This window comes from Pontibacter russatus (assembly GCF_009931655.1).
GTDB classification, from domain to species: Bacteria; Bacteroidota; Bacteroidia; order Cytophagales; family Hymenobacteraceae; genus Pontibacter; species Pontibacter russatus.
Genome location: NZ_CP047984.1, coordinates 2,769,221 through 2,791,607, shown reverse-complemented (window position 1 = coordinate 2,791,607; position 22,387 = coordinate 2,769,221). Strand labels below are relative to the sequence as shown.

Here is a 22,387-nt window from a genome sequence, read left to right as displayed (position 1 = left end):
TGCTAAAGTATTGCTGTTAAGTACGAAATGTGCTGCTAAAAAGCCATATATAAATAACTCAACCAGCGAGTATTTTAGTATATCCCCCTACGCCAGTTCCAGCAGCACCGGGCAATGGTCTGAGTGCCTGGCTTCTGTCAGAATGGCGGCGCGCTTTATCCGGTGGCGCAGGTTTTCGGTAGCCATGTTATAATCAATACGCCAGCCAAGATTTTTGTTACGTGCCCCTGCCCGGTAACTCCACCAGGTGTAGTTGTGCGGCTCCGGGTTCAGGTGCCGGAACGAGTCAATGAAGCCGCTGCCAATGAACTGGCACATCCAGCTGCGCTCCTCCGGCAAAAAGCCCGAACTGTTGGCGTTCGATTTCGGATTATGGATGTCAATGGCCTGGTGGCAGATGTTATAGTCGCCGCTGATTATTAAACCGGGCAACTGGTGCTTCAATTCGCTGATATAGCCGTGGAAGTCGTCGAGCCACCTGAACTTGAAGCCCTGGCGCTCCTCGCAGCTGGAGCCGGAGGGCATGTAAACGCTCATCACCGACACGTCCTCATAATCCGCCCGCAGCACCCGGCCCTCTATATCATAACACTCGATGCCGCAGCCCACCTGCACGTGCTTCGGTTTCTCTTTGGATAGGATAGCCACGCCGCTGTAGCCTTTCTTGATAGCCGGGTGCAGGTACACGTGGTAGCCGATTGCCTCAAAAAAAGCCTTATCAAACTTGGACTCATCGGCCTTGATCTCCTGCAGGCACAGCACATCAGGGTTCGCGGCTCTCAGCCAGTCGCCGAAGCCCTTGGTAAGCGCGGCACGGATGCCGTTGACGTTGTAGGTAATGATTTTCATGTTTTTGGAGACATAGGATGTTAGACGTTAGATTTTAGACTTGATCTCCTTTAGTGAATAAAAAGTCTACAATCTAATGTCTTAAATCCAGCGTCTATTTAAGCTTCCTCAGATTGGTTAAAGTACTCGATGACGTGCCATTTCAGCATGTTTTCCTGCTCGCGCAGGTTGGCGAAGGGGATGGGTTTGACGGCCTGGTAGTGTGGCCAGCCCTCTTCGTCGGTGCCGGTGTAGGCGTAGTAGCCGGAGAGGCTGAAGACTTTGCAGGTGGCGATGTGCATCAGGTCCTGCTTCTCTTCCTTGGTAAATTCCCGGATGCCCCTGCCCAACTCCTGTATGCCTATCAGGAACAGGATGGCATTCATATCCGGCTTCTTGCCGAACTGCTTCATCAGCATGGCCCGCAGCTGTGTCCAGTTATGTTCTAAGTTGTCGGAATCGAATTTCATCATCTTTGATTGTTGATTAGTAGTTGTTAATTGTCTGTTCTCCTATATAAACAATCAACAACTAACAATTAGCAGTAGCTTATTCGGCTGAGCCGCGCGCTTTCAGCTCTTCCCAGTACTCGACGGCCCTCCTGAAGTGCGGAATGACGATGGAGCCGCCCACGAGGTTGGCGATGGAGAACACCTCCATGATCTGCTCGTCGGTGATGCCCTCTTCGTGGCATTTGCCCACGTGGTACTTGATGCAGTCGTCGCAGCGCAGCACCATCGAGGCCACCAGCCCAAGCATCTCCTTTGTTTTCACATCCAGGGCGCCTTCGGCATAGGTGTTGGTGTCGAGGTTGAAGAAACGTTTGATCACTTTATTGTCGTAAGACATGATGCGCTCGTTCATGCGCGTGCGGTAGTCGTTAAATTCTTCTACTAAGCTCATTGTTATATATTATATGCTGTTGCCCGTAAGCTATGAAAGGTATATATGATTTCGCAAAGTTAACCATAATCCCTTAAACCGCGGTTCCCTGCCCATGTTCGACGACCTGCTTTCGCTGCTGTTCCCGCAGAGCTGCTACGCCTGCGACGGGTCCATGGCCCGAGGTGAGAAATACATCTGCACCAAGTGCAGCGTGAAACTCCCTTACACCGACACGCATGTACATGGAGCAACGGAGCTAAACCCGCTGCAGCGCAGGTTCTGGGGCAAGGTGCCGGTGCGCTTTGCGTTTGCCTACCTGCACTTTATGCCCAAGGGCCGGGTGCAACGGCTGCTGCACAGGCTCAAATATAAGGGGGCGAAGGAACTGGGCGAGCACCTGGGGCAGCGCTACGGCTCCCTCCTCTCCGACTACCAGTATTCCGAACAGTTTGACCTCGTAGTGCCGGTGCCGCTGCACAGGCACAAACTGCGCCGGCGCGGCTATAACCAGGCCGAGAGCTTTGCCAAAGGGCTGGCCGACGCCCTGCAACTCCCGCACAACGGCAAGGCCCTATATAGGGCTATCGATACCTCTACCCAGACAAGCAAGAGCCGCTTCGACAGGTGGCAGAACGTGGAGCAGGTGTTTCAGGTGCCGCAGCCGGAGTTGGTGCAGGGCAAGCGCGTGCTGCTGGTAGACGATGTGATGACGACCGGCGCGACGTTAGAGGCCTGTGCGGTGGCACTGCTGGCGGCGGGCGCCGCCGAGGTAAGCGTGGCGACGATTGCGGCAGCGTAGAGAAATTTGAATGTTAAGTAAGGTGTGCCGCTCTTAACTATTCCTCTTCTATATATAGAGCTATATATAAACAGCCCAGGTTACTAATTTTACGCGCTCGTCTGCTCCCGGTGGATGTCCGACAAACACGGCTCCGCATACTCTACTTCCCCCTGCTGCTCCAACTCGTCTAGTTTTTCCTTCACTACGGCATAATTCACATTAGCTGACACCTCCAGCACAAAGAAATCCTCATTCACTTCCACCGACAGGCACCCTAACGCTGCGAACGCCTTACGCAGGTCCAGCAGCGGCGTTTCCTCGCTTTGGCGGATCACCTGAATTGTAGAGTTGCCGGATGGCGTGACGGTTTCCTGGTACAGCAGGCCCTCCTCCATCTGGTTATATATGGCCCGCACCACATCTTCCGTGGCAATGAGCGGCACGTAGTACGGAATGCTGTCTATTTTATATAGGCCTTGGGCTGTATCTACTTCCAGTGCCCAGAGCGTCTCCACCATCTCTCTCCCGAAAAGGCTGCTGTGAAAGCGGAAGATGATTTTATGTGTTTTTTCCTGCTCGCTCATACATAAGGTGTTACGATCGATATAAAGCAAAAAGCCCGGAACTGCTTCCGGGCTTTTTATATAGGGTAAGGGTTAAAGCGCTTACTTGTTTGATCCGGCGTTGATCATGGCGCATCGGAAACCGATGGTAGCGGTGGCGGAGTCCTGGGCCATGAAGCGGCGTGTGCCGGGAGACAGCCAGTAAGCCACGTCTTTCCAGGAGCCGCCCTTGAACACGCGAACCTCGTCGTTGATCAGGGAGTGGTATCCCTCGCTTGAATCGTAGTTCTCCGCCTCATCCAGGTAGCCGTCTCTGCGGAAAGGGTTCAGGTCCTCTACATCCTGGTAAGAGAGCGGGCGGTATATGTCCTGCACCCACTCGTTCACGTTTCCGGCCATGTTGTACAAGCCGAAGTCGTTTGGCGGGTAGCTGTAGATATAGTCCGTGATCATGGCGCCGTCGTTGAGAGAGCCCGCGATACCAGCATAGTCGCCGCGGCCACGCTTGAAGTTAGCCATAAACTTGCCCATCTCCTTGCCGTAAGGGTTGCGCACCTGGTGGCCATCCCAAGGGTAAAGGCGCCGGTTGTTCTGGTTTTCGTCCTCGTTGTACTGCGTACCGATCATGGCCTGCGCGGCATACTCCCACTCGGCCTCTGTCGGGAGGCGGTAGTTCGGCAGCACCAGCCCGGACTCAATGCCCGGGGCCTCGCCCTCAGCCACCGGCTCGTCTCCGCCTCCTCCGCCGATGCCCAGGAAGCCGCCTCCTCCGCCGCCGCCAGATTCCTGGGCCGCGAAGTTCTCATTCACTTTGGCTGTGCGCCAGATACAAAAATCATTTGCCTGCAGCCAGCTTACGCCCACCACCGGGAAAAAGCGGAAGCCCGGGTAACGCAGGTAATAGGTTACATAAGGGTCGTTGAAGGAAAGCTGCCGCGACCAGACCGTAGTGTCTGGCAGGGCCGCCTGGTATACTTCCGGCAGCGAGTCCTTTTTCAGGTAGTGCAGGTACTCCAGCCAGTGAATGTTCGCCACCTCCGTTTCGTCCATATAGAAAGAGGCCACCGTTACCGTGCGCTCCACGTTGTCGCGCGTCATGGCGATGTCCTCCTCCATCGAGCCGAGCACCGTGCGGCCGCCCTCGATGAACACCAGGCCGGGCCCCTGCGGGAACTCAGCGTAATCCGGCACCGCGAAAGCCTCTTCATCCTCCCCGTACTCAATACCGGTGGCGCTACTGTAGTCGCCAGGGTCAGTACTGGTCGGTTGCCCTCCCTTGGAGCAGGAGGCCAGGAGGAATCCTCCCATCACCGCGGCTGATAAATACTTAATTAACTTCATAAAATAGTACCCAATTAAGATAAGGTTCTTGTAACGGAATTTAATGTGCAATTATAAATAAAATCAGAATGCCGGACAAACAATGTTTCGGTTTAATTTGCGGCCTAAGCGGCTTTCAAACAATTTGTTAATGCCGGACGGTTCAAAAACGAGTGAAATTTCGTTTGCGCCGCCGGCCTCTGCGCTAAAACCCTGCAATCCAAGGTCGTGGCTGTAGCCAACGCGCACGTTCCGCAGCTGCAGGCCCGCTATGATGGACACCGTCTGGTCCTGTATAGTTCCACCCGTCACCGGCACACCTTTGTATATGAGTCCTAACGTGAGGGGCGTGTAAATAGTATATATGCCTAAGTCCAAGCGGTTTAAATTTTGCTGGTGGATAAATGTAACCGCCGGGGAAAAACTCAGCTCGAACAACTGGCCCTGCTCCTCATACGATTTAGCATAAAATTTATATCCGGCGATGGCAGTGAACCGCAGGGGCAGCGCGGTTTCCTGGTTAAAGCCGTAGTCGGGCCGGTTGAGGTGGGCCGCGGTAAGCCCGACCCAGAACTGGTCCGTATACAGAAGCCCGCCTACCGTAAAGTCCATATAGAAGCTGGGCTCAAACGTGCTGGCCTCCGCCGACGACACGGCCACTTTTCCGTTGTCAGTGAGCTGGTCGCCGAACACCAGGTTATCGTAATTGACGCGCAATGAGGCCGCCGACGCCTGCAGGCCCGCCGACATGGCCCATTTGGAGGAGAGGTTGGTGTGGTAAGCATAGCCGCCCGAGAGCTGCCATTTCTGCAGGCCGCCCACCCCGGCGCGGTCCTGCTGCACCAGCAGGCTGAGGGCGCTCTTGGTTTCTGGCAGCCTGAAGTCGGCGGCAAGCTGGTTGGTGACGAAGGAGCCGTTGAGCGCAGGCCATTGGTTGCGGTGCGCGAGCGCCACGCTCCAGGGGCTGTTTATGCCAGCGAAAGCAGGGTTGAGGGACAGGCGGTTGGCGTACTGCTGGGTAAGGTGTACGTCCTGCGCCGCGGCCATATAGGCGCACAGACAGCACACGCACATTATCAAAGTCTTTTTTATACCCATGCGTATACCAAACAAACTCGCTGCAGCGCTGTAATAGGAAGAATATGTTCCTGCGGAACGTATATATAAATTAGCACGGTTTTAGCTAATCAGCCTTACTGTAACGTTATTTAGAGCAAAATCCACCACGAAAAGACCCGTTTTATATATGAAAAAAGTAGCCATCGGCTTTTTTGTCTTCCTGGCCCTGCTGTTTGCCGCAGCGGCGTTAGTGCCTCTTTTTTTCAAAGATAAAATCAAGCTGGCCCTGGACCAAGAGATTGCCCGGAACATTAACGCCCGGGTGGTCTACGAAACAGACGACGTGAGCCTCTCGCTCTTCCGCAACTTCCCGAACCTGTCGCTGGGCGTGGAGAACCTGTCCGTGATCGGCAAAGACTCCTTCGCCACCGACACGCTGGCCCAAATCCCCTCCTTCCGGATGGGGCTGAACCTGATGAGCGTGATTTCGGGCGACGAGCTGAAGGTGAACTCCATTACCTTAGACGAACCGGTGATACGACTTATTGTGCTCAAGAGCGGCAAAGCCAACTGGGACATCATGCTCGCCGATTCTGCCGCCGAGACGCCCGCCGACACGGCTGCCAGCGACTTCAAAATGGCCATCAAAGGCTGGGAGGTGAACAACGGCACGCTCTATTACGACGACCTGAGCATCCCGTTCGGCATGGCGGGCTATAACGTGAACCACACCGGCAGCGGCGACTTTGAGCAGAATGTGTTTGATATGGTGTCGCAGACCACCGCCGAGCGCTTCATCATGACTTACGACGGGGTGAATTACCTGGAGAATGCCAAACTCGATGCCGACGTAACCATGGCCATGGACCTGGATAAGTCGCTGTACACGTTCAAGGACAACAACATCCGGGTGAATGAATTTCCGTTCAAGTTTGCCGGAACCATCCTGATGCCAGACGAGGCGATTGACATGGACCTGACCTTTACCGCCACCGAAACGGATTTCCGCAACGTGCTGTCGGTGGTGCCGGGCATGTACAGCGAGCAGTTCGAGGATATCAAAACGGAGGGAAAGCTGAGCTTTGAAGGCTACCTGAAAGGCCGCATGCTCGACACCCTCATGCCCGGTTACGGCGTGGACCTGAAAATAATAGACGGCATGTTCAAGTACCCGGACCTGCCGGAGGCCGCCCGCAACATCAACGTGGACATGAGCGTGGACAGCCGCGACGGCGAAATGGCCAACACCAACATCGACGTGCGCCAGTTCCACCTCGACCTCGGCAAGAACCCCGTGGATGCGAAAATGACAATAAAGGGCCTGGAGACGATGCAGGTGGATGGCAACGTGAAGGCGAACGTGGACCTGGCGGAGATGACAAAAGTATTTCCGGTGGAGGATATGACGCTGCGCGGCCTGCTGAAAGTGGATGCCGACGCCAAAGGCACCTACTCCGAGACCAGCATGCCCGTGATAGACGCCGACCTGAACCTGACCAACGGCTACGTGAAGTCAAAGGATTTCCCGGCGCCCATCCAGGACCTGAACATGGTGACGAACATCCGCAACACCACCGGCAACACCGACGATACCCGCATCAACATCGAGCGCTTTAACATGAACCTCGACGGGGAGCCGCTGGAGGGCCGGATGCTGGTGGAGGGCATAGACCAGCCCGCGTTCGATGGCCGCATCAAAGGCATCCTCGACCTGACCAAACTCACCAAGATATTCCCGCTCGAGAACATGACGCTTGCCGGCCGCATCAACGCGGACGTGGCTGCCAAAGGCAAGATGAGCGACATTGAGGCCGAGAAGTACAACAACATCACCGCCAACGGCACCATGGCTGTCAACAACCTGACTTTTGTGAGCACCGACCTGCCGCAGGGCATGAAGATAGACAAGGCCAACGCCACGTTCAACAACGAGCGCATCAACCTGCAGAGCATGAGCGGCAGCCTGGGCAAGAGCGATATACAGGCCAGCGGCAGCCTCTCGAACTATATAGGCTATGCCCTGGAAGACAACCAGCCCCTGCGCGGCACCTTCAACATCAGCTCGAACCGCTTTGACGTGAACGAGTGGATGGTGGATGAGGATACCGGAGAGCCTGTGGAGGAAGCCGCGGCAGGCGTGGTGGAAGTGCCCGCCAACCTCGACGTGGCCCTGAACATCAGCGCGAAGCAAGTGCTGTACGACAACCTGAAGCTGGCCAACATGAAAGGGCAGGTGCAGGTGAAGGACAAGGTGGCGAAGCTGAACGACATAACGTTCAACACGCTGGGCGCGACCTTCGCCACCAGCGGCAGCTACAACACCCAGAGCCTGCAGCAGCCCCTGTTCGATATGAAACTGGATATACAGGACCTGGGCTTCAAAGAAGCGTTTAATTCTTTCAACACGGTGCAGGCCTTCGCCCCGATCGCCAAGGTGCTGGAGGGCAAGTTCTCCACCAACTTCGCGTTTGCGGGTGAGCTTGGCCAGGACATGGTGCCGGTGTTCAAGACGCTGGATGGCACTGGCGTGATCAAGGTGCTGCGGGCGGCGATAAACAATGTGCCGATTGTAGACAAGATCAGCAACCTGACGCACTTCGAGGAGCTGAAGAACTTTGTGATCGAGAACAAGGTGATCAATGCCCAGATTGTGGACGGTAAGCTGGTGGTGAAGCCCTTTAAGCTGGATGTCGGCAACATTGGCATGTCGGTGGGCGGCAGCACCGGCGCCGACGGCAGCATTGACTACGTGACCGCGCTGGATGTGCCCGCCGGCAAAGTGGGCCGCGAGCTGAACACCCGCCTCGCGAGCCTGCTCGGCAACGAGAGCCTGGCAAGCTCGGAGCGCGTCACACTGAAGCTGAACGTGGGCGGCACTTACTCCGATCCGCGGGTTTCGCTGGCGGGCGGCTCCGTGAAAGAGAAGGCAGCCGATGTAGTGCAGAGCGTGGTGCAGAACAAGTTGGAAGAGGCCAAGCAACGGGTGGACCAGCGCAAGCAGCAGTTGCAGGACAGCTTGGAGAACGAGCTGGCGCGCAGGAGAGCCGAGCTGGAGCTGAAGGCGCAGCAGGAACTGGAGAAAAAGCGCCTGGAGGCGCAGCAGCAGCTTAAGAAGCAGGCCACCGACAAGGTGGGCGGCTTCCTGCGGCAGCTTTCCAAGCCGGCAGCCACCCCCGACACCACAAAGGCAGGGGCCAACCAATAGGAACAGCGAAGCAGGTTGATGCCTGCTTATATATGATTCCATATATAAAAGCCAGCAGATCAACTCGTCTGCTGGCTTTTATTTTTGCCTTTCTATATATTGTAATGCAACTATTTCTCGTTTTGCCGTATAACGGATGCGATTTTGCCCGAATAAGGGTTTAACTTAATACAATTTATATATGAAAAGAAAGCACATCATTCCCTTCCTGCTCAGCGCCCTGCTGCTTGGTTTCAGCGCATGCGACAGTGACACAGACGACAGCACCGGCACCTCCCGGATGGAAGTCCGACTCACCGACGCCCCCGGCGATTATGAGGAGGTAAACGTGGAGATTGAGTCGGTGCAGGTGCACAAGGAGGACGAAGACAACGAAAGCGGCTGGATTACACTCGATGAGATTCACCCGGGCATATATAACCTGCTGGATTTCGCGAACGGCCGCGACACGTTGCTGGCCAGCGCCAACCTCCCGGCAGGCCATATCTCCCAGATCAGGCTGATACTGGGCGACGACAACACGCTTAAGCTGAAAGACGGCTCAGTGGTAGACCTGAAAACGCCAAGCGGCCAGACCTCCGGGGTAAAACTTCAGCTAAATGCCGACCTCGAGAGCGACGTGACCTATATGGTGCTGCTGGACTTCGACGCGGCCAAGTCGGTGGTGGCAAGGGGTAACGGACAATATAACCTAAAGCCGGTGGTGCGCACCATCACGCAGGCCATTGCGGGCGGCATCCGGGGCAAGGTAACGCCCGCCGAATACAAGCCGGGCATCTATGTTATTTCAGCGGCCAATGATACCATCGGGGGCTTTGCCAACGATAACGGCGACTTCCTCATCAAAGGCGTGGAGGCAGGAGCCTATACCGTTAAATTCTATACCGAAGATGCTGCACACGACACAACCGTCGAAAACGTGAGTGTAACGAAAGACCAGATAAAAGACCTCGGCACCATTGAACTGCCGCAGGAGTAAGAACTGTAACTGTCCCATATATAAAAAGGAGCGCTTCCGATGAAAGCGCTCCTTTTTATATATGGAATCCTGTGTCTAACGTCTAAAATCCGACGTCCTAAAACACCTGCCCCATCAGTTCCCGCACGTAGGTCACGTAGTCGGTGTTGGGCGGGGTGTGGCCGTTCTTGCGCAGGTCGGTGGCGGTCTGGGCGCGGTGGTAGGTGGCGTGGTTGAAGGCGTGCGTCAGGATGTCGAGCACGCGGGTGCTGTACTGGTTGCCCAGGCTGTTGCTGTAGTCTATCAGGCGGTTAAACTCGGCCTCATCGGCATTTTGCGCCAGTTCCGCTATCTTATACGAAGAATACTGGTGCAGCTTCTTCAGCTCCTCCAGGTCGTGCTCCTGCCACACCTTTACCGGGCTTTCGGTGCCGGTGATGCGGGCAATCCAAATGGCCTGGGCGTTCAGGGCGTGGCTGAACAGGCGGGCAGCGTTGGCAGGTACCTCCGGCAGGCTGCTGAACACGTCCAGCATGGTCTGGTTTGCCCAGATGTTGTATTCCGATAGGTTTTTCAGTACGTCGTTTCCAGTCATGGTTCCTTATTGTTCTCGTTTATCTTCCCAAATTAAAGTCTCGTGTTCGCGCGCCTCAAAAAAGTCGGGGCAGCGGCCGTCACCCTTCCCCGTTATGCCGCCGTCGGGTTGGCACAGCACGTTGCCGTACATGTCACATAGCTTGGAGGGCACATCGCAGCAGCGGCTGGTCAGGTAGTATACTTCCTGGTCGTGGTAAGTGTAGCGGTAGATTTTGGCGGGCGGGTTGGCAGGTTTCTCCTCCTGCAATTGCTGTATCAGCTCGTTCAGCCAAGGGGCGCCCATGGCATTGGCGGTGGCGCCTTCCGGAATCATGGGTGATATGCCCGGCTTGCAGCCGGCCACCGCCAATGCGGCCGCCAGTACATATGCCCATGCTGTAATGCCTGCTTTCGCCATAGCGCCTGTTCCTGTTGCGGGGCAAAGGTAATAAACCCCTTCTTATATATAAGCCTGCAGGGCTAACTGTTTAGATACGCCGACCAGTAGGGCACAAAGATGATCAGCCCGATAACCACGGCCGTAATGGCGGCCATCAGCACCGCCCCTGCCGCCAGGTCTTTGGTTTTGCCCGCCAGCACATGCTGCTCCGGCGACACCAGGTCGGTCAGCGTTTCGATGGAGGTGTTGAAGATCTCCGCCATCCACACCACGCCCACGCAGAACACCAGCAGGCACCACTCCGTGCGCGTCACCTCAAAACGGTAAGCCATCACAAATACCACGATGCTGGCCAGCACGTGCAGGTGCATGTTCGGTTCGCTGCGGAAAACAGCGGTCATTCCCTTGAAGGCAAATTTAAAGCTGTTGTAGCGGGTGCTGAAGAAGGATGGTCTGTCCATAGGGTCTTTTCGGGACGTGTTAAAGCTATATGAACGGATTTTACTTGAACCGATGGCACAAGGTTATTCTGCCTTTGAATAAATGCAGGCCTATGGAAAGCAGAAAGCAGATGTGTTTCCGCCCCTGCTTTCTAGTCTTCCGTTGCTATCATAAGTCCTCTGCCGGCACAAATTTCATCGAGATGGAGTTGACGCAGTGGCGCACGTTCTTGGGTGTCAGGTACTCGCCCTCGAACACGTGGCCCAGGTGCGCCCCGCAGTTGGCGCACACAATCTCGGTGCGGCGCCCGTCGGCGTCCGGCACGCGCTTCACCGCCCCGGTTATCTCATCGTCAAAGCTCGGCCAGCCGCAGTGCGACTCGAATTTGTACTCGGAGGTGTAGAGCGGGTTGTTGCAGCGCCTGCACAAGTACACGCCCTCGGCTTTGTTGCGCTCGTACTCTCCCGTGCCGGGGTACTCGGTGCCTTTATGTACAATGATGCGCGCCTCCTCCGGTGTAAGCGTGTTATACTCTGATGGGTCTTTCGCTACTTTCATGGTATCTGCTTCTTTTGTTGGTTCTTATATACGCGTACTCTCCAGAACAATCAAAAGGCAAAAAGGATTTACAATGCCAACGGGATTTATATAGGGACTGCTCTATATGAAACTGGGAAAAAGCTTCTGGAAGCGCGGAGTGATGGCCTGCCCCTGAACTTTATGTGGGGGTGAAACGGGTAAAACCCCTGACTTACCGGCGCCACAACACAGGGCTGCTGGCAGACTATATAACACAGGGTGAATTTTGCATTTGTTTTTATTACGTTCACATCAAAAAACTGGTACATAGACACTTATATGCGCCCAGGAAAAACAAGAGCCGGGAGCGACTCGTTCTCAACTTAATGAGCCGTTCGCGGAGCTGGCAAGTAAATACATAAACCTGCTGACTTAGACAATTGATCCTTTCTTATTAATTGATAACCTAAAAGTTTAGCATCATGAACACCTTCACAACCTTTATCCGAAATTTGTTTGGCGCCACCGACCAGACCTCTGGTGGCGGACCAAAGCAGGTTATTATCACCTCCTCTTCGCAGCCGGAGGTTTTGCAGAAAAGAATGCAGGAGGAGAAGCTCTCGCACGGCGAAACCGTGATGGCAAACCTGTCTCCCGTGCGGCTGGAGAAAAGCCGCGGCAGGATGGTGCTCTACTTCTGCCCCATGAAGTCCATTGAGGTGCTGGGTACGGTTGCTGCCGGAGACGGAGGAAGCCTGCCGGCGCAGGCGATAGTAGAAGGGCTGACCACGCCTGCAAACCTGAAGGAAGGCATCTACAACCTGAAGAACGTGACCTTGACCTCCAACGGCACCATGCAGGTGAAGGCAACCGAGGAAACCACCTGGGAGGCCGCCCCCTCTGAACTGTATCGCTGGTAGTATATATGATTTGTTGAGTTTATAGCTAGTGTTTATATATAAATCCCGCTGGCTTACAAACTCTCCTATATAAAATAGCCTGATCAGAAGCGGTCACTTTTTGGTGCTGCGTGTTTCTGCAGGTTAAAATTCACAGCGGCTATGCCATAGCGCTACTGCAAGCTATAGCATAGCCGCTGTGGGTATATAGGCGCAAAGTCTGTAGCCAAAGGACAGGATAGCTCTGCCGTTCGAAAAAGCCGCCCTCACCTTCCTTTATGCTTTATCCCGCAGGTTTTTTGCAAAGCAATAACTTGAGGGATGTACGGCAGCAAGCTTTCAACTTGTGAAAGCGTAATTGTGGTGAACGCCAGCTGCAAAAGGCTGCGAAACAGAGCCACAAACTGCGCTGCCGCTTAAACTTACGGAACGGGGCAGCCCGACCGAGAGCTGCTTTTCCGTTCGGTTTCCAATAAAAGGAGAAGACCGGGAAGGGTACAGCTGCAGGTTCTTTCTTCAAAAACCTGTCTGAAACAGGACTTGCCTAACTCTCATGGTCAGCTGCATTATTTGCGTTTCTGGTTTTTATAAAGGACAGCACAACACTGACTGTCAGGATCAGAGCAATGACAAGCAAGGATATAAAAGTGGGTATCTTGAAAATATCAACCATTACCATTTTCAAGCCGACAAACACGAGTATGATGGCGAGCCCGTAGGACAGGTAAACAAAGCGGTCAACCACATGGGCGAGGGCAAAATACATAGAGCGCAGGCCCAGGATAGCAAAAACGTTAGACGTATAGACGATGAACTGGTCCTGCGTGATGGCAAGTATGGCCGGGATACTGTCAACGGCAAAGATCAGGTCGGTGGTTTCGATGAGGATAAGTACAAGGAACAGCGGGGTTGCATATTTCTTCCCGTCCAGCTTAACGAAGAATTTATCGCCATGCAGTTGGTTTGTAACCGGCATGATTCTCCTGAAGAACTTGATGACCGGGTTATTTTCCGGCTCCATCTTCTTGTCCTTCTCCGTAAACATTTTGTAGCCGGTGTAGATCAGGAAGAGGCCAAAAATGTAAATTGTCCAGTGGAATTGCTGGATGAGGGCAACGCCGGCAAAGATAAAGATCACCCGCATGACCAGCGCCCCGAGGATACCCCAGAACAGGATTTTGTGCTGATAGATGGCGGGGATCTGGAAGTAACCGAAAACAAGCACAAACACGAAGATATTGTCTATGCTCAATGACTTCTCGATCAGGTAACCGGTCAGGAACTCTATAGCTTTGGTCTCGCCAAACCAGTAGTAAACAAGCCCGTTGAAAATCAAGGAAAGGCTGATCCAGACACCCGTCCAGGTCAGTGCTTCTTTCACAGAGACGACGTGCGCTTTCCGGTTGAAGACTCCTAAGTCGAGCGCGAGCATTAGAAGCACAAATAAGTTGAACCCTATCCAGAAAGTGGCATTTACTTCCATCAGTTTTTAGTTTGATTAAGTTATAAGTCTTGTAAAGGGATTGTTGTAAGCAAACCTGTTTTGTTTACAAAATTAATCAGATCGGGCTCTAAGCACAGCTTGTTTTAACGATAAGCCTTAAATCAAGATAGAAAACACGAAAAGCAGCCTAAACAGCAACTGCTCATACTTTAACTATAGCACAGGTATAAGTATGGTATTTAGGATGGCAGGTGGATTTGCTGTAAAGCCAACGGCTTTGTGCCCTGGAGAAGGATTTAGAAAATTGTCAAATCGTCCCGCAAATTTTAGCGCAGCGGTAAATGTGGGGAAGTATGACAACCAGCTTTCAGGGTGAGAAAGTATAGATATGGAAAAAAGCCGGTTACAAGCTGGGTGCAACGTGCAACCACAGGTTGCGCTGCCGCTAAACTTGCGGGATATGGGTATTGAAAACAGAGAAGCAGCCCCAACCGGAGCTGCTTCTCTGTTTTGCCATCGGAATGCATGAGACGCAAAATATGGCGGCTCTACTTTTTCAAACTGCCAATCATATCCTCCGGGCGCACCCACTCGTCGTACTGCTCGGAGGTGAGCAGGCCGAGGTCGATGGCGGCTTTGCGGAGCGTGGTGCCCTCCTTGTGTGCTTTCTTCGCGATTTTGGCGGCGTTGTCGTAGCCGATGTGCGGGTTCAGGGCGGTCACCAGCATCAGCGAGTTCTCCAGGTTCTCTTTGATGCGGGCCGTGTTCGGCTCGATGCCCACGGCGCAGTGCTTGTCGAACGAGTCGCAGGCGTCGCCGATCAGTTGGGCGCTCATCAGCAGGTTGTAGATCATCACCGGCTTGAACACGTTCAGCTCGAAATGGCCGTTCATGCCTCCTACCGATATGGCCACGTCGTTGCCGATTACCTGGGCGCATACCATCGTCATGGCCTCGGCCTGCGTCGGGTTTACCTTGCCCGGCATGATGGAGGAGCCCGGCTCGTTCTCGGGGATCAGGATCTCGGCGATGCCGGAACGGGGGCCGGAGGCCAGCAAACGGATGTCGTTGGCGATCTTCATCAGGCTCACGGCCAGCTGCTTCAGCGCACCGGATGTTTCCACAATGGCATCGTGGGCGGCAAGCGCCTCAAACTTGTTGGGTGCTGTGATGAACTCGTGGCCGGCGTACTCCGATATCTTCCGGGCCACTAGCTCGGCATAGCCTTCCGGCGTGTTGAGGCCGGTGCCTACGGCAGAGCCGCCCAAAGCCAGCGTGCTCAGGTGGGCCAGCGTGTTGCGTAGCGCCTTCATGCCGTAGTCCAACTGCGCCACATAGCCCGACAGTTCCTGGCCCAGCGTCAGCGGCGTGGCGTCCATCAGGTGCGTGCGGCCGATCTTCACCACATCCATATACTCCTCCGACTTGCCGTGCAGCGTGTCGCGCAGCTTTTGGACCAGGGGCAGCGTGTGCTCCACCACTTTCTTGTAGGCGGCGATGTGCATGGCCGTCGGAAACGTGTCGTTCGACGACTGCGACTTGTTCACGTCGTCGTTCGGGTGGATTTTCTTTTTCTCGTCCAGCAGGTTGCCGCCCAGCAATACGTGCGCGCGGTTGGCCACCACCTCGTTCACGTTCATGTTAGACTGCGTGCCGGAGCCCGTCTGCCACACCACCAGCGGAAACTCCCCGTCCAGGGAACCGGCCAGTATCTCGTCGCACACTTCGCTGATGATATCGGCCTTGTCCTGGGCCAGCACGCCCAACTGCGCGTTGGCCTGGGCAGCGGATTTTTTCAGGATGGCAAAGGCCTGGATCACCTCCTTCGGCATGGTTTGCCCGCCGATGGTGAAATTGTCTTTCGAGCGCTGTGTCTGTGCGCCCCAGTATCTTTCTGCGGGCACCTCTACCGGGCCCATGGTGTCTTTTTCTACACGAAACTGCATATAGCTTTATCTGTTTAGGATGTTAGAAGTAAGTATATAGGGCAAAGCTAAGGAATGCGGCAAAAGTATCAAGGCATAAAACCCAGGACTTTTCGCTTTAGGGACAGGGGCTTCCTGAACACCCTGTAGAGCGGAAGCCATCCTGGCTGTGTCTTTCATTTCTACCTGCTCGTTTAGTCGCCGTTTATATATAAACCGGTTACTGGCCCCTTTTATATGCATACGGGCATCAGCGGGAATGGCTTCCCTGTATATAAGACCGTGCATCGGGCAGGCGCCCCGCCCCTACCGGATTACCCGCTTGCCCGACTTCGCCGACAGCAGGGCGATCATTTCCAGCGTGATGGGTTTGAGATAGGTGGTGTTGATGTTGGTCTGGTCGGAGAAAGTAATCAGGTACTCGCCCTCCACGCCCAGCAAACGGATGCTCTGGATGTCGCGCATGTCGTACGCGCGCTGGTCCAGCAGCACGGTGGTGACTTCAATTTTGTCTTCGCTGATGTTGACGTGCCAGCGCAGCGCATACCATATCACGATACCCGACAGCGCCAGCATCACGAGCAGCAGCAGGTTGTAGACGCGGTTCGAGCGCTCGCCCTCCACCTGGCGGGTGTAGGTTTTGTAGAGGTCGTAGTCGTGGTGCAGCAGCGTGCGCTGCACCAGCCGCAGGGGCAGCACGGCCAGCGTGAGGCCCAGCAGCAAGCCCGGCGCAAAAAAGGCCCTGAAGTTGGGCGTCAGCACGTGCATATAGGCGGTGGAGGCGTGCAGGATGCTGGAGATGAGCGCCAGCATGCCCGCACCGAACACCGCCAGCACACTCGCAAAAAAGAAATAGGCGACCGTGAGCTTCAGTTCCTGCCTCTGTATATACTTTAGCTCGTCGGCGGACAAGGCAGCAGCGCCTTTCGCCGGCGACAGCCTCACCAGCGCGTAACGCACCACAGGCAACAGCACCGCCACCGCAAAAAAGGCAATAAGCAAACTCTTGATGATTTCCAGCATCGGATACGTTTTGGTGCCGCAAAGTTAATACGGTATCCCCAATTTCCGATAAATAAAGCCAAGCAGCCAGCCCGGCCCCACCAGCAGGAACTGGAGGTCTTTCAGGAAAGACGGCTTCTTCCCCTCCAACCTGTGCCCGTAAAACTGCCCGACCCAGGCCAGCACAAACACCACCAGGCATATAAGCCACAGGGGCGTACCGGAAGCGGCCTCCACGGCATGCACCGCCCACAGCACCACCGCGCTCACCAGGGCCATCCCCAGAAACATGGCAACCGACAGGCGCAGGTAAAACAGCAGCCCAAGCAGGAGGAGTAAAGTGCCAAAATGTATATAGGGCCGCACCGGCGGCGGGAACAACTGCTGCAAGGCCCCGCTGGGGATGCTGGCCAGCAGCCCCGTGATGCTGAAAAATATCAGCGGAACGCATATCCAGTGGATCAGCTTATTGGTGGGGTTCTGGTGGCTCAGGCCATACTCGTGAAACCTCTGCTGCATTGTTTTCATATGGCTGGCTCTTGGAAATGAAGTATTTAGCTAACTGGGCCCTGGAGGTGCAATAAAGAAGGAATATACTCGTTTTGCCTTACCTTTGCAAGCCGGGTTTGTGAGCAGAATATAATTTTTCTGCGGCCACGGATTTCATATTATGCTGGTATCCGGCATTTTTCTCTAAATTTGATAGACAACATTAAACTGCCTGTAGAGGAACTATTAAAGGCCGAGGTTGCCTTTTGCTCTTGCCCCAGGGCCTCAACATGATACCGACTCAGATGAAAGTAGCCAGGCTAGCCCGGTTTTTAAGAGATCATTACATCGCGGTCTTCTCTTTCCTGCTCATTTTTCTGCTCACGCTGTTTATATACTCCGAGACCAAGAAAAAGGCGGAGGAGCGCAGCCAGAAGGCGTTTTCCATGCGCGCCAACCAGGCTACGGCGGCTGTGGAGCGGCGCATGCACAATTACATCCAGGTGCTTATCGGGGCAAAGGCTTTTTTCGTGGCCTCCGACACCGTAGAGCGGAGCGCCTGGCAGTCATATTACAATTCTCTGGGGATCGAGGAGAATTACCCGGGCATACAGGGCATCGGGTATGCCCATTTTCTGCACAAACCTTCGGAGGTAGCGGCACATGAGCAGAAACTGCATGACGAGGGCTTTAGCGGCTACAAGGTCACCCCGGAGGGCAGGCGCTACTCCTATACGCCCATTATGTACTTAGAGCCTTTCGCTGGCCGCAACCTGCGGGCTCTGGGGTTCGATATGTTCAGTGAGCGCGTGCGCCAGTCGGCTATGCGCATTGCCCGCGACACCAAGCAGCCTGCCATGTCGGGCAAGGTGCGCCTGGTGCAGGAGAACGGCAGGGATGAGCAGGCGGGCTTCCTGATTTACCTGCCGGTGTTCAAAGACAACGCCGACCCGAAGTCCATCCAGGACCGGCAGCGCCTGATCAAGGGGTTTGTGTACAGCCCCTTCCGGGCCAATGACCTGATGACCTCCATCCTGCAGCAGAATTACCAGGACATCGACATAGAAGTATATGACGGCACTGGCTTTACGGAGGAGGCCCTGCTCTTCAGCACCGACTCCACGCTTCACTACAGGGCCAGGAATGGCAGGGAATTCAACCAGGTCAACACCATCACCATTGGCAACCACACCTGGCGCCTCTACATCACGGCACCTTCGGAGTACGGGCGCACCGCCGACTCGGGGCTACCCTATTTTATACTGATGGGGGGTGGTATCATCAGCCTGCTGATGGCGTTCATTATCTGGTCGCTCTCCAACACGCGCCGCTCCAACCGCCTGAAGCAGACGATTACCGACAACGCCACCGCCGCACTCTTCATGATGGATGCCCGGGGCTACTGCACCTTTATGAACCCGGCAGCCGAGGAAATGACGGGCTATACGTTTGAGGAGATCTCCAGACAGCCGCTGCACAACATGATCCACCATACGCGGCCCGACGGCACGCCTTTCCCGCAGCACGAGTGCCCCATCGACAGGGCGCTGCCCACCAACAACAGCATGCGGGCCTACGAAGACGTGTTTATCCGGAAAGACGGCACCTTCTTCGATGTTACCTGCGCGGCGCGTCCCATCATCGAAAACGGCGTTCCGACGGCCACCATCATCGAGGTGCGCGATATTACGGACGAGAAGCGCATACAGCAGGCGATTGTAGAAAGCGAGGCCCGCTTCAGGACCATGGCCGACAACGCCCCGGTGATGATATGGGTGGGCGACCCCACCGGAAACTGCATGTATGTGAACAAGCAGTGGCTCGACTTTACCGGCCTCACCTTTGAGGAGAGCATCAGCATGGGTTGGCGCAGGGCGCTGGGGACGGAGCATACGCAGGAATATACCGAAACATTCCGGAAGGCTGCCAAAGAATCGGACTCCTTTAAAATGGAAATGCGCATGCGCCGCCGCGACGGCGTATTACGCTGGGTGATGAACACGGCCATGCCGCGCTATGGCATCAACGGGGAGTTCCTGGGCCACATCGGTTCCATCATCGACATCACGGACATAAAGGAGGCGGAGCGGAAAGTAAAGCAGAACGCCGAACTGCTGCAAAAGCTGTTCCTGGAGGTACCAGCCGTGGTAGGCCTGGTGCGGGCCCCCGATATGCAGTACGTGCTGGCCAACCCGCAGTACCGCCGGCTGTACGGCAACCGCCCGCTGGTAGGCAAAACCATATATGAGGCGCACACCAAGGAGGAAGGCAAAGGCTTCTTTAAGCGTATGGAGCGTGTGCTGAGGACGGGGCAGCCCTTTGTAGGGAACGAGATGCCCGCCACTTTCGACCGGAGCAACAACGGGCAGCTGGCGCACGGCTACTTCAACCTGGTGTACCAGCCACTCCTCGACGGCAACGGACAGGTGGAGGCGGTGCTAGTGTTTGCCGTGGAGGTGACGGAACTGGTGCGGGCCCGGAAGGAACTGGTGGGGGCCAACGACGAACTGAGCGACAAAAACGACGAGCTGCTGCGCATCAACAACGACCTCGACAGCTTTGTGTATACCGCCTCACACGACCTTAAATCCCCTATCGCCAACATGGAGGGCCTGGCTACGCTGCTGCGCGATGTGCTGCAGGGCAAGCTGAACAGGGAGGACGAGCAGGTGCTCGATATGATGCAGCACGCCGTAAACAAGCTGAAAGGCACCATCGCCGACCTGGCTGAAATCACAAAGGTGCAGAAGGAACTGCAGTCGGCGGTGGAGCCGCTCTCGTTCGACACCATGCTGGAAGGCATCACCAACGACATTGGCAGCCTGATAAAGGAGTCTGGCGCCACCATCACCACCGACTTTGAGGTGAAGGACATCTTATATGCCCGCAAGAACCTGCGCAGCATCATATATAACCTGGTGTCGAACGCCATCAAGTACAAATCGCCGGAGCGGGCGCCGGAGGTGCATATCGCCACCTGTTACGACGGAGGAGGCTATCTGGTGCTGCAGGTGCAGGACAACGGGCTTGGCATCAAAAAAGAGCAGCAGCACAAGCTGTTCACCATGTTCAAGCGCCTGCACAGCCACGTAGAGGGCACCGGCATCGGCCTGTATATCGTAAAGCGCATTATCGAGAACAACGGCGGCAAGATTGAGGTGGAGAGCGAGCTTGGCAAAGGCTCTACCTTCCGGGTGTACTTCAAACAGGCGGCCGTGCCTGCCGAGGTGTAAAATGGGGAAGGGCTGCGCCAAAAAGTTGTTTTCTTAACGTGTGCTTGGGAATTATACCTGGTGTAAATGCCCTAAAGAGAATAGTCTTCTGGACTATGTCAAGAGAGTCTGTTTAGTGGCACGGAGTGAAAGCTTTTCCAGTTTTCCCCCTCGGCCTGAGAGCTCCAATACAAGCAAAAAGATTTAAAAGAAGTGAGGCCGCAGGGATGAACAGTAGTAGACCACATAGGTGGGACAACTCATAGGTTAACAACATAGCTGAGCAACGAAACACGAACAGCGACACCAATGGCAAAGATAAAAACCTCCTATTTCTGTCAGAACTGCGGCGCGCAGTCGGCCAAGTGGATTGGCAAGTGCCCCGCCTGCGGCGAGTGGAACACCTACGTGGAAGAAGTGGTGCAGCGCGAGGAAGTAACCCCCACCTCCGCCTGGAAAGTGGGCAGCAGCAGCGCGCAGGTGTCCAACAAACCCAAGCCCATAGCCGACATCAGTTACCAGGAGCAGCAGCGCGTCGTGACGCAGGACCAGGAGCTGAACCGGGTGCTGGGCGGCGGCATCGTGTCGGGCTCGATGGTGCTGATAGGCGGCGAGCCGGGCATCGGCAAAAGCACGCTGATGCTGCAGATCGCCCTGAGCCTGCGTGGGCTGCGGGTGCTGTACGTGAGCGGCGAGGAGAGCGAGCAGCAGATAAAGATGCGGGCCGAGCGCCTCAGCGCCCAGACTTCCGACTGCTTTATCCTGACAGAAACCGGCACGCAGAACATCTTCAAGCAGATAGAACTGGTGCGCCCGCAGGTGCTCATCATCGACTCCATCCAGACGCTCCACTCCTCTTTCATCGAGTCGGGGGCCGGCAGCGTGAGCCAGGTGCGCGAGTGTACCGCCGAGCTGCTGAAATTCGCCAAAGAGAGCGGCACGCCGGTTTTCCTGATTGGCCATATCACCAAAGAGGGCAACCTGGCCGGGCCGAAGATACTGGAGCACATGGTGGACACGGTGCTGCAGTTTGAGGGCGACCGGCATATGACCTACCGCATCCTGCGCACCACCAAAAACCGCTTCGGGTCTACCTCGGAGCTGGGTATATATGAAATGCTCGGGTCGGGGCTGCGCGAGGTGAGCAACCCGTCGGAGATCCTGATCTCGCAGCGCGAGGACGCTTTCAGCGGCATCGCCATCGGGGCTACGCTGGAAGGCAACCGCCCGCTGCTGATCGAGGTGCAGAGCCTGGTGACGCCCGCCACCTACGGCACGCCGCAGCGCACCAGCACCGGCTTCGACGGCAAGCGCCTGAACATGCTGCTGGCGGTGCTGGAGAAGCGCGGCGGCTACCGCCTCGGGGCGCAGGACGTGTTCCTGAACATCGCTGGCGGCCTGAAAGTGGAGGACCCGGCGCTGGACCTGGCCGTGTGTGCCTCCATCCTCTCCTCTTTCGAGGATATGGCCATACCGAGCACGGCGGCGTTTGCTGCAGAGGTGGGGCTGGGCGGCGAAGTGCGCGCCGTAAACCGGGTCGAGAACAGAATCACGGAGGCCGAAAAGCTGGGTTTCAAGGATATTTATATATCAAAGTATAACAAGAAGGGCCTTGACTTCAGCAAGTTCAGCATCAACATACACGCCTTCGGCAGACTGGAGGAAGTCTTCGGCAGCTTGTTCGGCTAAAGGCCCCCTCTCTGGAGCCATTTCATTGCGGGTGTGAGTTAAAGGAGCTATACATAACTCAAGTTGCGATATATAAATGGGGTAGTTTTTCACAGCTGATAACCCACCCGGAGGGGGTGGGTTATCAGCTGTCAGCGTTAGGAATCCGGGCTCGGGCTGTAGATAAATGCTCCGGAGCCAGGCTTTAGGGTG

General features: G+C 55.4%; 20 protein-coding genes. 6 read left to right on the top strand and 14 right to left on the bottom strand.

Features of this window, described 5'->3' with window-relative positions; genetic code table 11:
* Positions 1–87: 87 nt before the first annotated feature.
* The 3 genes from GSQ62_RS11290 to GSQ62_RS11280 all read right to left on the bottom strand — a co-directional run bounded on the left by GSQ62_RS11290 (position 88) and on the right by GSQ62_RS11280 (position 1,731).
* Complete coding sequence (locus tag GSQ62_RS11290; RefSeq protein ID WP_161889597.1) at positions 88–849, bottom strand: exodeoxyribonuclease III; 762 nt, start codon at positions 847–849, stop codon at positions 88–90.
* A 98-nt stretch (positions 850–947) separates the two neighbouring features.
* The gene (locus GSQ62_RS11285; RefSeq protein ID WP_317164378.1) at positions 948–1,301 is read right to left on the bottom strand and encodes a hypothetical protein; all 354 of its coding nucleotides are present in this window, start codon (positions 1,299–1,301) and stop codon (positions 948–950) included.
* A gap of 76 nt (positions 1,302–1,377) precedes the next feature.
* Positions 1,378–1,731, bottom strand: coding sequence for a carboxymuconolactone decarboxylase family protein (locus tag GSQ62_RS11280; RefSeq protein ID WP_161889596.1), 354 nt, complete (start codon positions 1,729–1,731; stop codon positions 1,378–1,380).
* A 94-nt stretch (positions 1,732–1,825) separates the two neighbouring features.
* On the opposite strand from GSQ62_RS11280, the gene GSQ62_RS11275 reads away from it, so the two are divergent.
* Positions 1,826–2,512, top strand: a complete 687-nt coding sequence (locus GSQ62_RS11275) for a ComF family protein (protein WP_237586598.1) — start codon at positions 1,826–1,828, stop codon at positions 2,510–2,512.
* A gap of 89 nt (positions 2,513–2,601) precedes the next feature.
* Here the strand turns inward: GSQ62_RS11275 and GSQ62_RS11270 are convergent, their stop codons facing one another.
* The 3 genes from GSQ62_RS11270 to GSQ62_RS11260 form a co-directional block, all read right to left on the bottom strand.
* Positions 2,602–3,078, bottom strand: coding sequence for a DUF4265 domain-containing protein (locus GSQ62_RS11270; protein ID WP_161889595.1), 477 nt, complete (start codon positions 3,076–3,078; stop codon positions 2,602–2,604).
* A gap of 81 nt (positions 3,079–3,159) precedes the next feature.
* Entirely contained in the window at positions 3,160–4,398 is a 1,239-nt protein-coding gene (gene gldJ / locus GSQ62_RS11265; RefSeq protein ID WP_161889594.1) for a gliding motility lipoprotein GldJ, read from the bottom strand.
* A 63-nt stretch (positions 4,399–4,461) separates the two neighbouring features.
* Entirely contained in the window at positions 4,462–5,475 is a 1,014-nt protein-coding gene (locus GSQ62_RS11260) for a PorP/SprF family type IX secretion system membrane protein (protein ID WP_161889593.1), read from the bottom strand.
* Between the two features lie 148 nt (positions 5,476–5,623).
* Between GSQ62_RS11260 and GSQ62_RS11255 the strand changes: the two genes are divergently transcribed.
* Complete coding sequence (locus tag GSQ62_RS11255) at positions 5,624–8,641, top strand: AsmA family protein (protein ID WP_161889592.1); 3,018 nt, start codon at positions 5,624–5,626, stop codon at positions 8,639–8,641.
* Between the two features lie 181 nt (positions 8,642–8,822).
* The gene (locus tag GSQ62_RS11250; protein ID WP_161889591.1) at positions 8,823–9,620 is read left to right on the top strand and encodes a DUF4382 domain-containing protein; all 798 of its coding nucleotides are present in this window, start codon (positions 8,823–8,825) and stop codon (positions 9,618–9,620) included.
* A gap of 97 nt (positions 9,621–9,717) precedes the next feature.
* Here the strand turns inward: GSQ62_RS11250 and GSQ62_RS11245 are convergent, their stop codons facing one another.
* From GSQ62_RS11245 to GSQ62_RS11230, 4 genes are all read right to left on the bottom strand, one after another.
* Positions 9,718–10,194: a DinB family protein gene (locus GSQ62_RS11245; RefSeq protein ID WP_161889590.1), complete on the bottom strand. Its 477-nt coding sequence runs from the start codon at positions 10,192–10,194 to the stop codon at positions 9,718–9,720.
* Positions 10,195–10,200: 6 nt separating this feature from the next.
* A complete protein-coding gene (locus GSQ62_RS11240) occupies positions 10,201–10,593 on the bottom strand; it encodes a DUF6970 domain-containing protein (protein WP_237586596.1) in 393 nt (130 codons plus the stop codon).
* 62 nt (positions 10,594–10,655) lie between these two features.
* Complete coding sequence (locus tag GSQ62_RS11235) at positions 10,656–11,036, bottom strand: diacylglycerol kinase family protein (protein ID WP_161889589.1); 381 nt, start codon at positions 11,034–11,036, stop codon at positions 10,656–10,658.
* Positions 11,037–11,184: 148 nt separating this feature from the next.
* Positions 11,185–11,574 (bottom strand): methionine-R-sulfoxide reductase, encoded by a 390-nt coding sequence (locus tag GSQ62_RS11230; protein WP_161889588.1) that lies wholly within the window; start codon positions 11,572–11,574, stop codon positions 11,185–11,187.
* A 443-nt stretch (positions 11,575–12,017) separates the two neighbouring features.
* Here GSQ62_RS11230 and GSQ62_RS11225 point away from each other — a divergent pair, with 443 nt between their 5' ends.
* Positions 12,018–12,455 (top strand): hypothetical protein, encoded by a 438-nt coding sequence (locus GSQ62_RS11225; RefSeq protein ID WP_202621769.1) that lies wholly within the window; start codon positions 12,018–12,020, stop codon positions 12,453–12,455.
* Between the two features lie 523 nt (positions 12,456–12,978).
* On the opposite strand, the gene GSQ62_RS11220 is transcribed toward GSQ62_RS11225, so the two are convergent.
* The 4 genes from GSQ62_RS11220 to GSQ62_RS11205 all read right to left on the bottom strand — a co-directional run bounded on the left by GSQ62_RS11220 (position 12,979) and on the right by GSQ62_RS11205 (position 17,324).
* Positions 12,979–13,917, bottom strand: a complete 939-nt coding sequence (locus GSQ62_RS11220) for a TerC family protein (protein ID WP_161889587.1) — start codon at positions 13,915–13,917, stop codon at positions 12,979–12,981.
* Between the two features lie 509 nt (positions 13,918–14,426).
* Positions 14,427–15,824 (bottom strand): class II fumarate hydratase, encoded by a 1,398-nt coding sequence (gene fumC, locus GSQ62_RS11215; protein ID WP_161889586.1) that lies wholly within the window; start codon positions 15,822–15,824, stop codon positions 14,427–14,429.
* Positions 15,825–16,109: 285 nt separating this feature from the next.
* Positions 16,110–16,826 carry a hypothetical protein gene (locus tag GSQ62_RS11210; protein WP_161889585.1) on the bottom strand — a complete coding sequence of 239 codons (717 nt, stop codon included), beginning with the start codon at positions 16,824–16,826 and terminating at the stop codon, positions 16,110–16,112.
* A 24-nt stretch (positions 16,827–16,850) separates the two neighbouring features.
* Positions 16,851–17,324, bottom strand: a complete 474-nt coding sequence (locus GSQ62_RS11205) for an Mpo1 family 2-hydroxy fatty acid dioxygenase (RefSeq protein WP_317164377.1) — start codon at positions 17,322–17,324, stop codon at positions 16,851–16,853.
* Between the two features lie 275 nt (positions 17,325–17,599).
* Between GSQ62_RS11205 and GSQ62_RS11200 the strand changes: the two genes are divergently transcribed.
* Together GSQ62_RS11200 and radA are read left to right on the top strand one after the other, a co-directional pair.
* Positions 17,600–20,527 carry a CHASE domain-containing protein gene (locus tag GSQ62_RS11200; protein WP_161889583.1) on the top strand — a complete coding sequence of 976 codons (2,928 nt, stop codon included), beginning with the start codon at positions 17,600–17,602 and terminating at the stop codon, positions 20,525–20,527.
* Positions 20,528–20,815: 288 nt separating this feature from the next.
* A complete protein-coding gene (radA, locus tag GSQ62_RS11195) occupies positions 20,816–22,195 on the top strand; it encodes a DNA repair protein RadA (protein ID WP_161889582.1) in 1,380 nt (459 codons plus the stop codon).
* The last annotated feature ends 192 nt before the right edge of the window (positions 22,196–22,387 follow it).

What these genes read in the sequence shown, in the direction of transcription:
- GSQ62_RS11255 (WP_161889592.1), top strand. Translation starts at nt 5,624, where the DNA reads ATGAAAAAAGTAGCCATCGGCTTTTTTGTCTTCCTGGCCCTGCTGTTT.
- GSQ62_RS11230 (WP_161889588.1), bottom strand. Translation starts at nt 11,574, where the DNA reads ATGAAAGTAGCGAAAGACCCATCAGAGTATAACACGCTTACACCGGAG.
- GSQ62_RS11205 (WP_317164377.1), bottom strand. Translation starts at nt 17,324, where the DNA reads ATGCAGCAGAGGTTTCACGAGTATGGCCTGAGCCACCAGAACCCCACC.
- radA (WP_161889582.1), top strand. Translation starts at nt 20,816, where the DNA reads ATGGCAAAGATAAAAACCTCCTATTTCTGTCAGAACTGCGGCGCGCAG.
- GSQ62_RS11250 (WP_161889591.1), top strand. Translation starts at nt 8,823, where the DNA reads ATGAAAAGAAAGCACATCATTCCCTTCCTGCTCAGCGCCCTGCTGCTT.
- GSQ62_RS11245 (WP_161889590.1), bottom strand. Translation starts at nt 10,194, where the DNA reads ATGACTGGAAACGACGTACTGAAAAACCTATCGGAATACAACATCTGG.
- GSQ62_RS11220 (WP_161889587.1), bottom strand. Translation starts at nt 13,917, where the DNA reads ATGGAAGTAAATGCCACTTTCTGGATAGGGTTCAACTTATTTGTGCTT.
- GSQ62_RS11260 (WP_161889593.1), bottom strand. Translation starts at nt 5,475, where the DNA reads ATGGGTATAAAAAAGACTTTGATAATGTGCGTGTGCTGTCTGTGCGCC.
- GSQ62_RS11235 (WP_161889589.1), bottom strand. Translation starts at nt 11,036, where the DNA reads ATGGACAGACCATCCTTCTTCAGCACCCGCTACAACAGCTTTAAATTT.
- GSQ62_RS11275 (WP_237586598.1), top strand. Translation starts at nt 1,826, where the DNA reads ATGTTCGACGACCTGCTTTCGCTGCTGTTCCCGCAGAGCTGCTACGCC.
- GSQ62_RS11290 (WP_161889597.1), bottom strand. Translation starts at nt 849, where the DNA reads ATGAAAATCATTACCTACAACGTCAACGGCATCCGTGCCGCGCTTACC.
- fumC (WP_161889586.1), bottom strand. Translation starts at nt 15,824, where the DNA reads ATGCAGTTTCGTGTAGAAAAAGACACCATGGGCCCGGTAGAGGTGCCC.
- GSQ62_RS11225 (WP_202621769.1), top strand. Translation starts at nt 12,018, where the DNA reads ATGAACACCTTCACAACCTTTATCCGAAATTTGTTTGGCGCCACCGAC.
- gldJ (WP_161889594.1), bottom strand. Translation starts at nt 4,398, where the DNA reads ATGAAGTTAATTAAGTATTTATCAGCCGCGGTGATGGGAGGATTCCTC.
- GSQ62_RS11280 (WP_161889596.1), bottom strand. Translation starts at nt 1,731, where the DNA reads ATGAGCTTAGTAGAAGAATTTAACGACTACCGCACGCGCATGAACGAG.
- GSQ62_RS11210 (WP_161889585.1), bottom strand. Translation starts at nt 16,826, where the DNA reads ATGCTGGAAATCATCAAGAGTTTGCTTATTGCCTTTTTTGCGGTGGCG.
- GSQ62_RS11270 (WP_161889595.1), bottom strand. Translation starts at nt 3,078, where the DNA reads ATGAGCGAGCAGGAAAAAACACATAAAATCATCTTCCGCTTTCACAGC.
- GSQ62_RS11200 (WP_161889583.1), top strand. Translation starts at nt 17,600, where the DNA reads ATGAAAGTAGCCAGGCTAGCCCGGTTTTTAAGAGATCATTACATCGCG.
- GSQ62_RS11285 (WP_317164378.1), bottom strand. Translation starts at nt 1,301, where the DNA reads ATGATGAAATTCGATTCCGACAACTTAGAACATAACTGGACACAGCTG.
- GSQ62_RS11240 (WP_237586596.1), bottom strand. Translation starts at nt 10,593, where the DNA reads ATGGCGAAAGCAGGCATTACAGCATGGGCATATGTACTGGCGGCCGCA.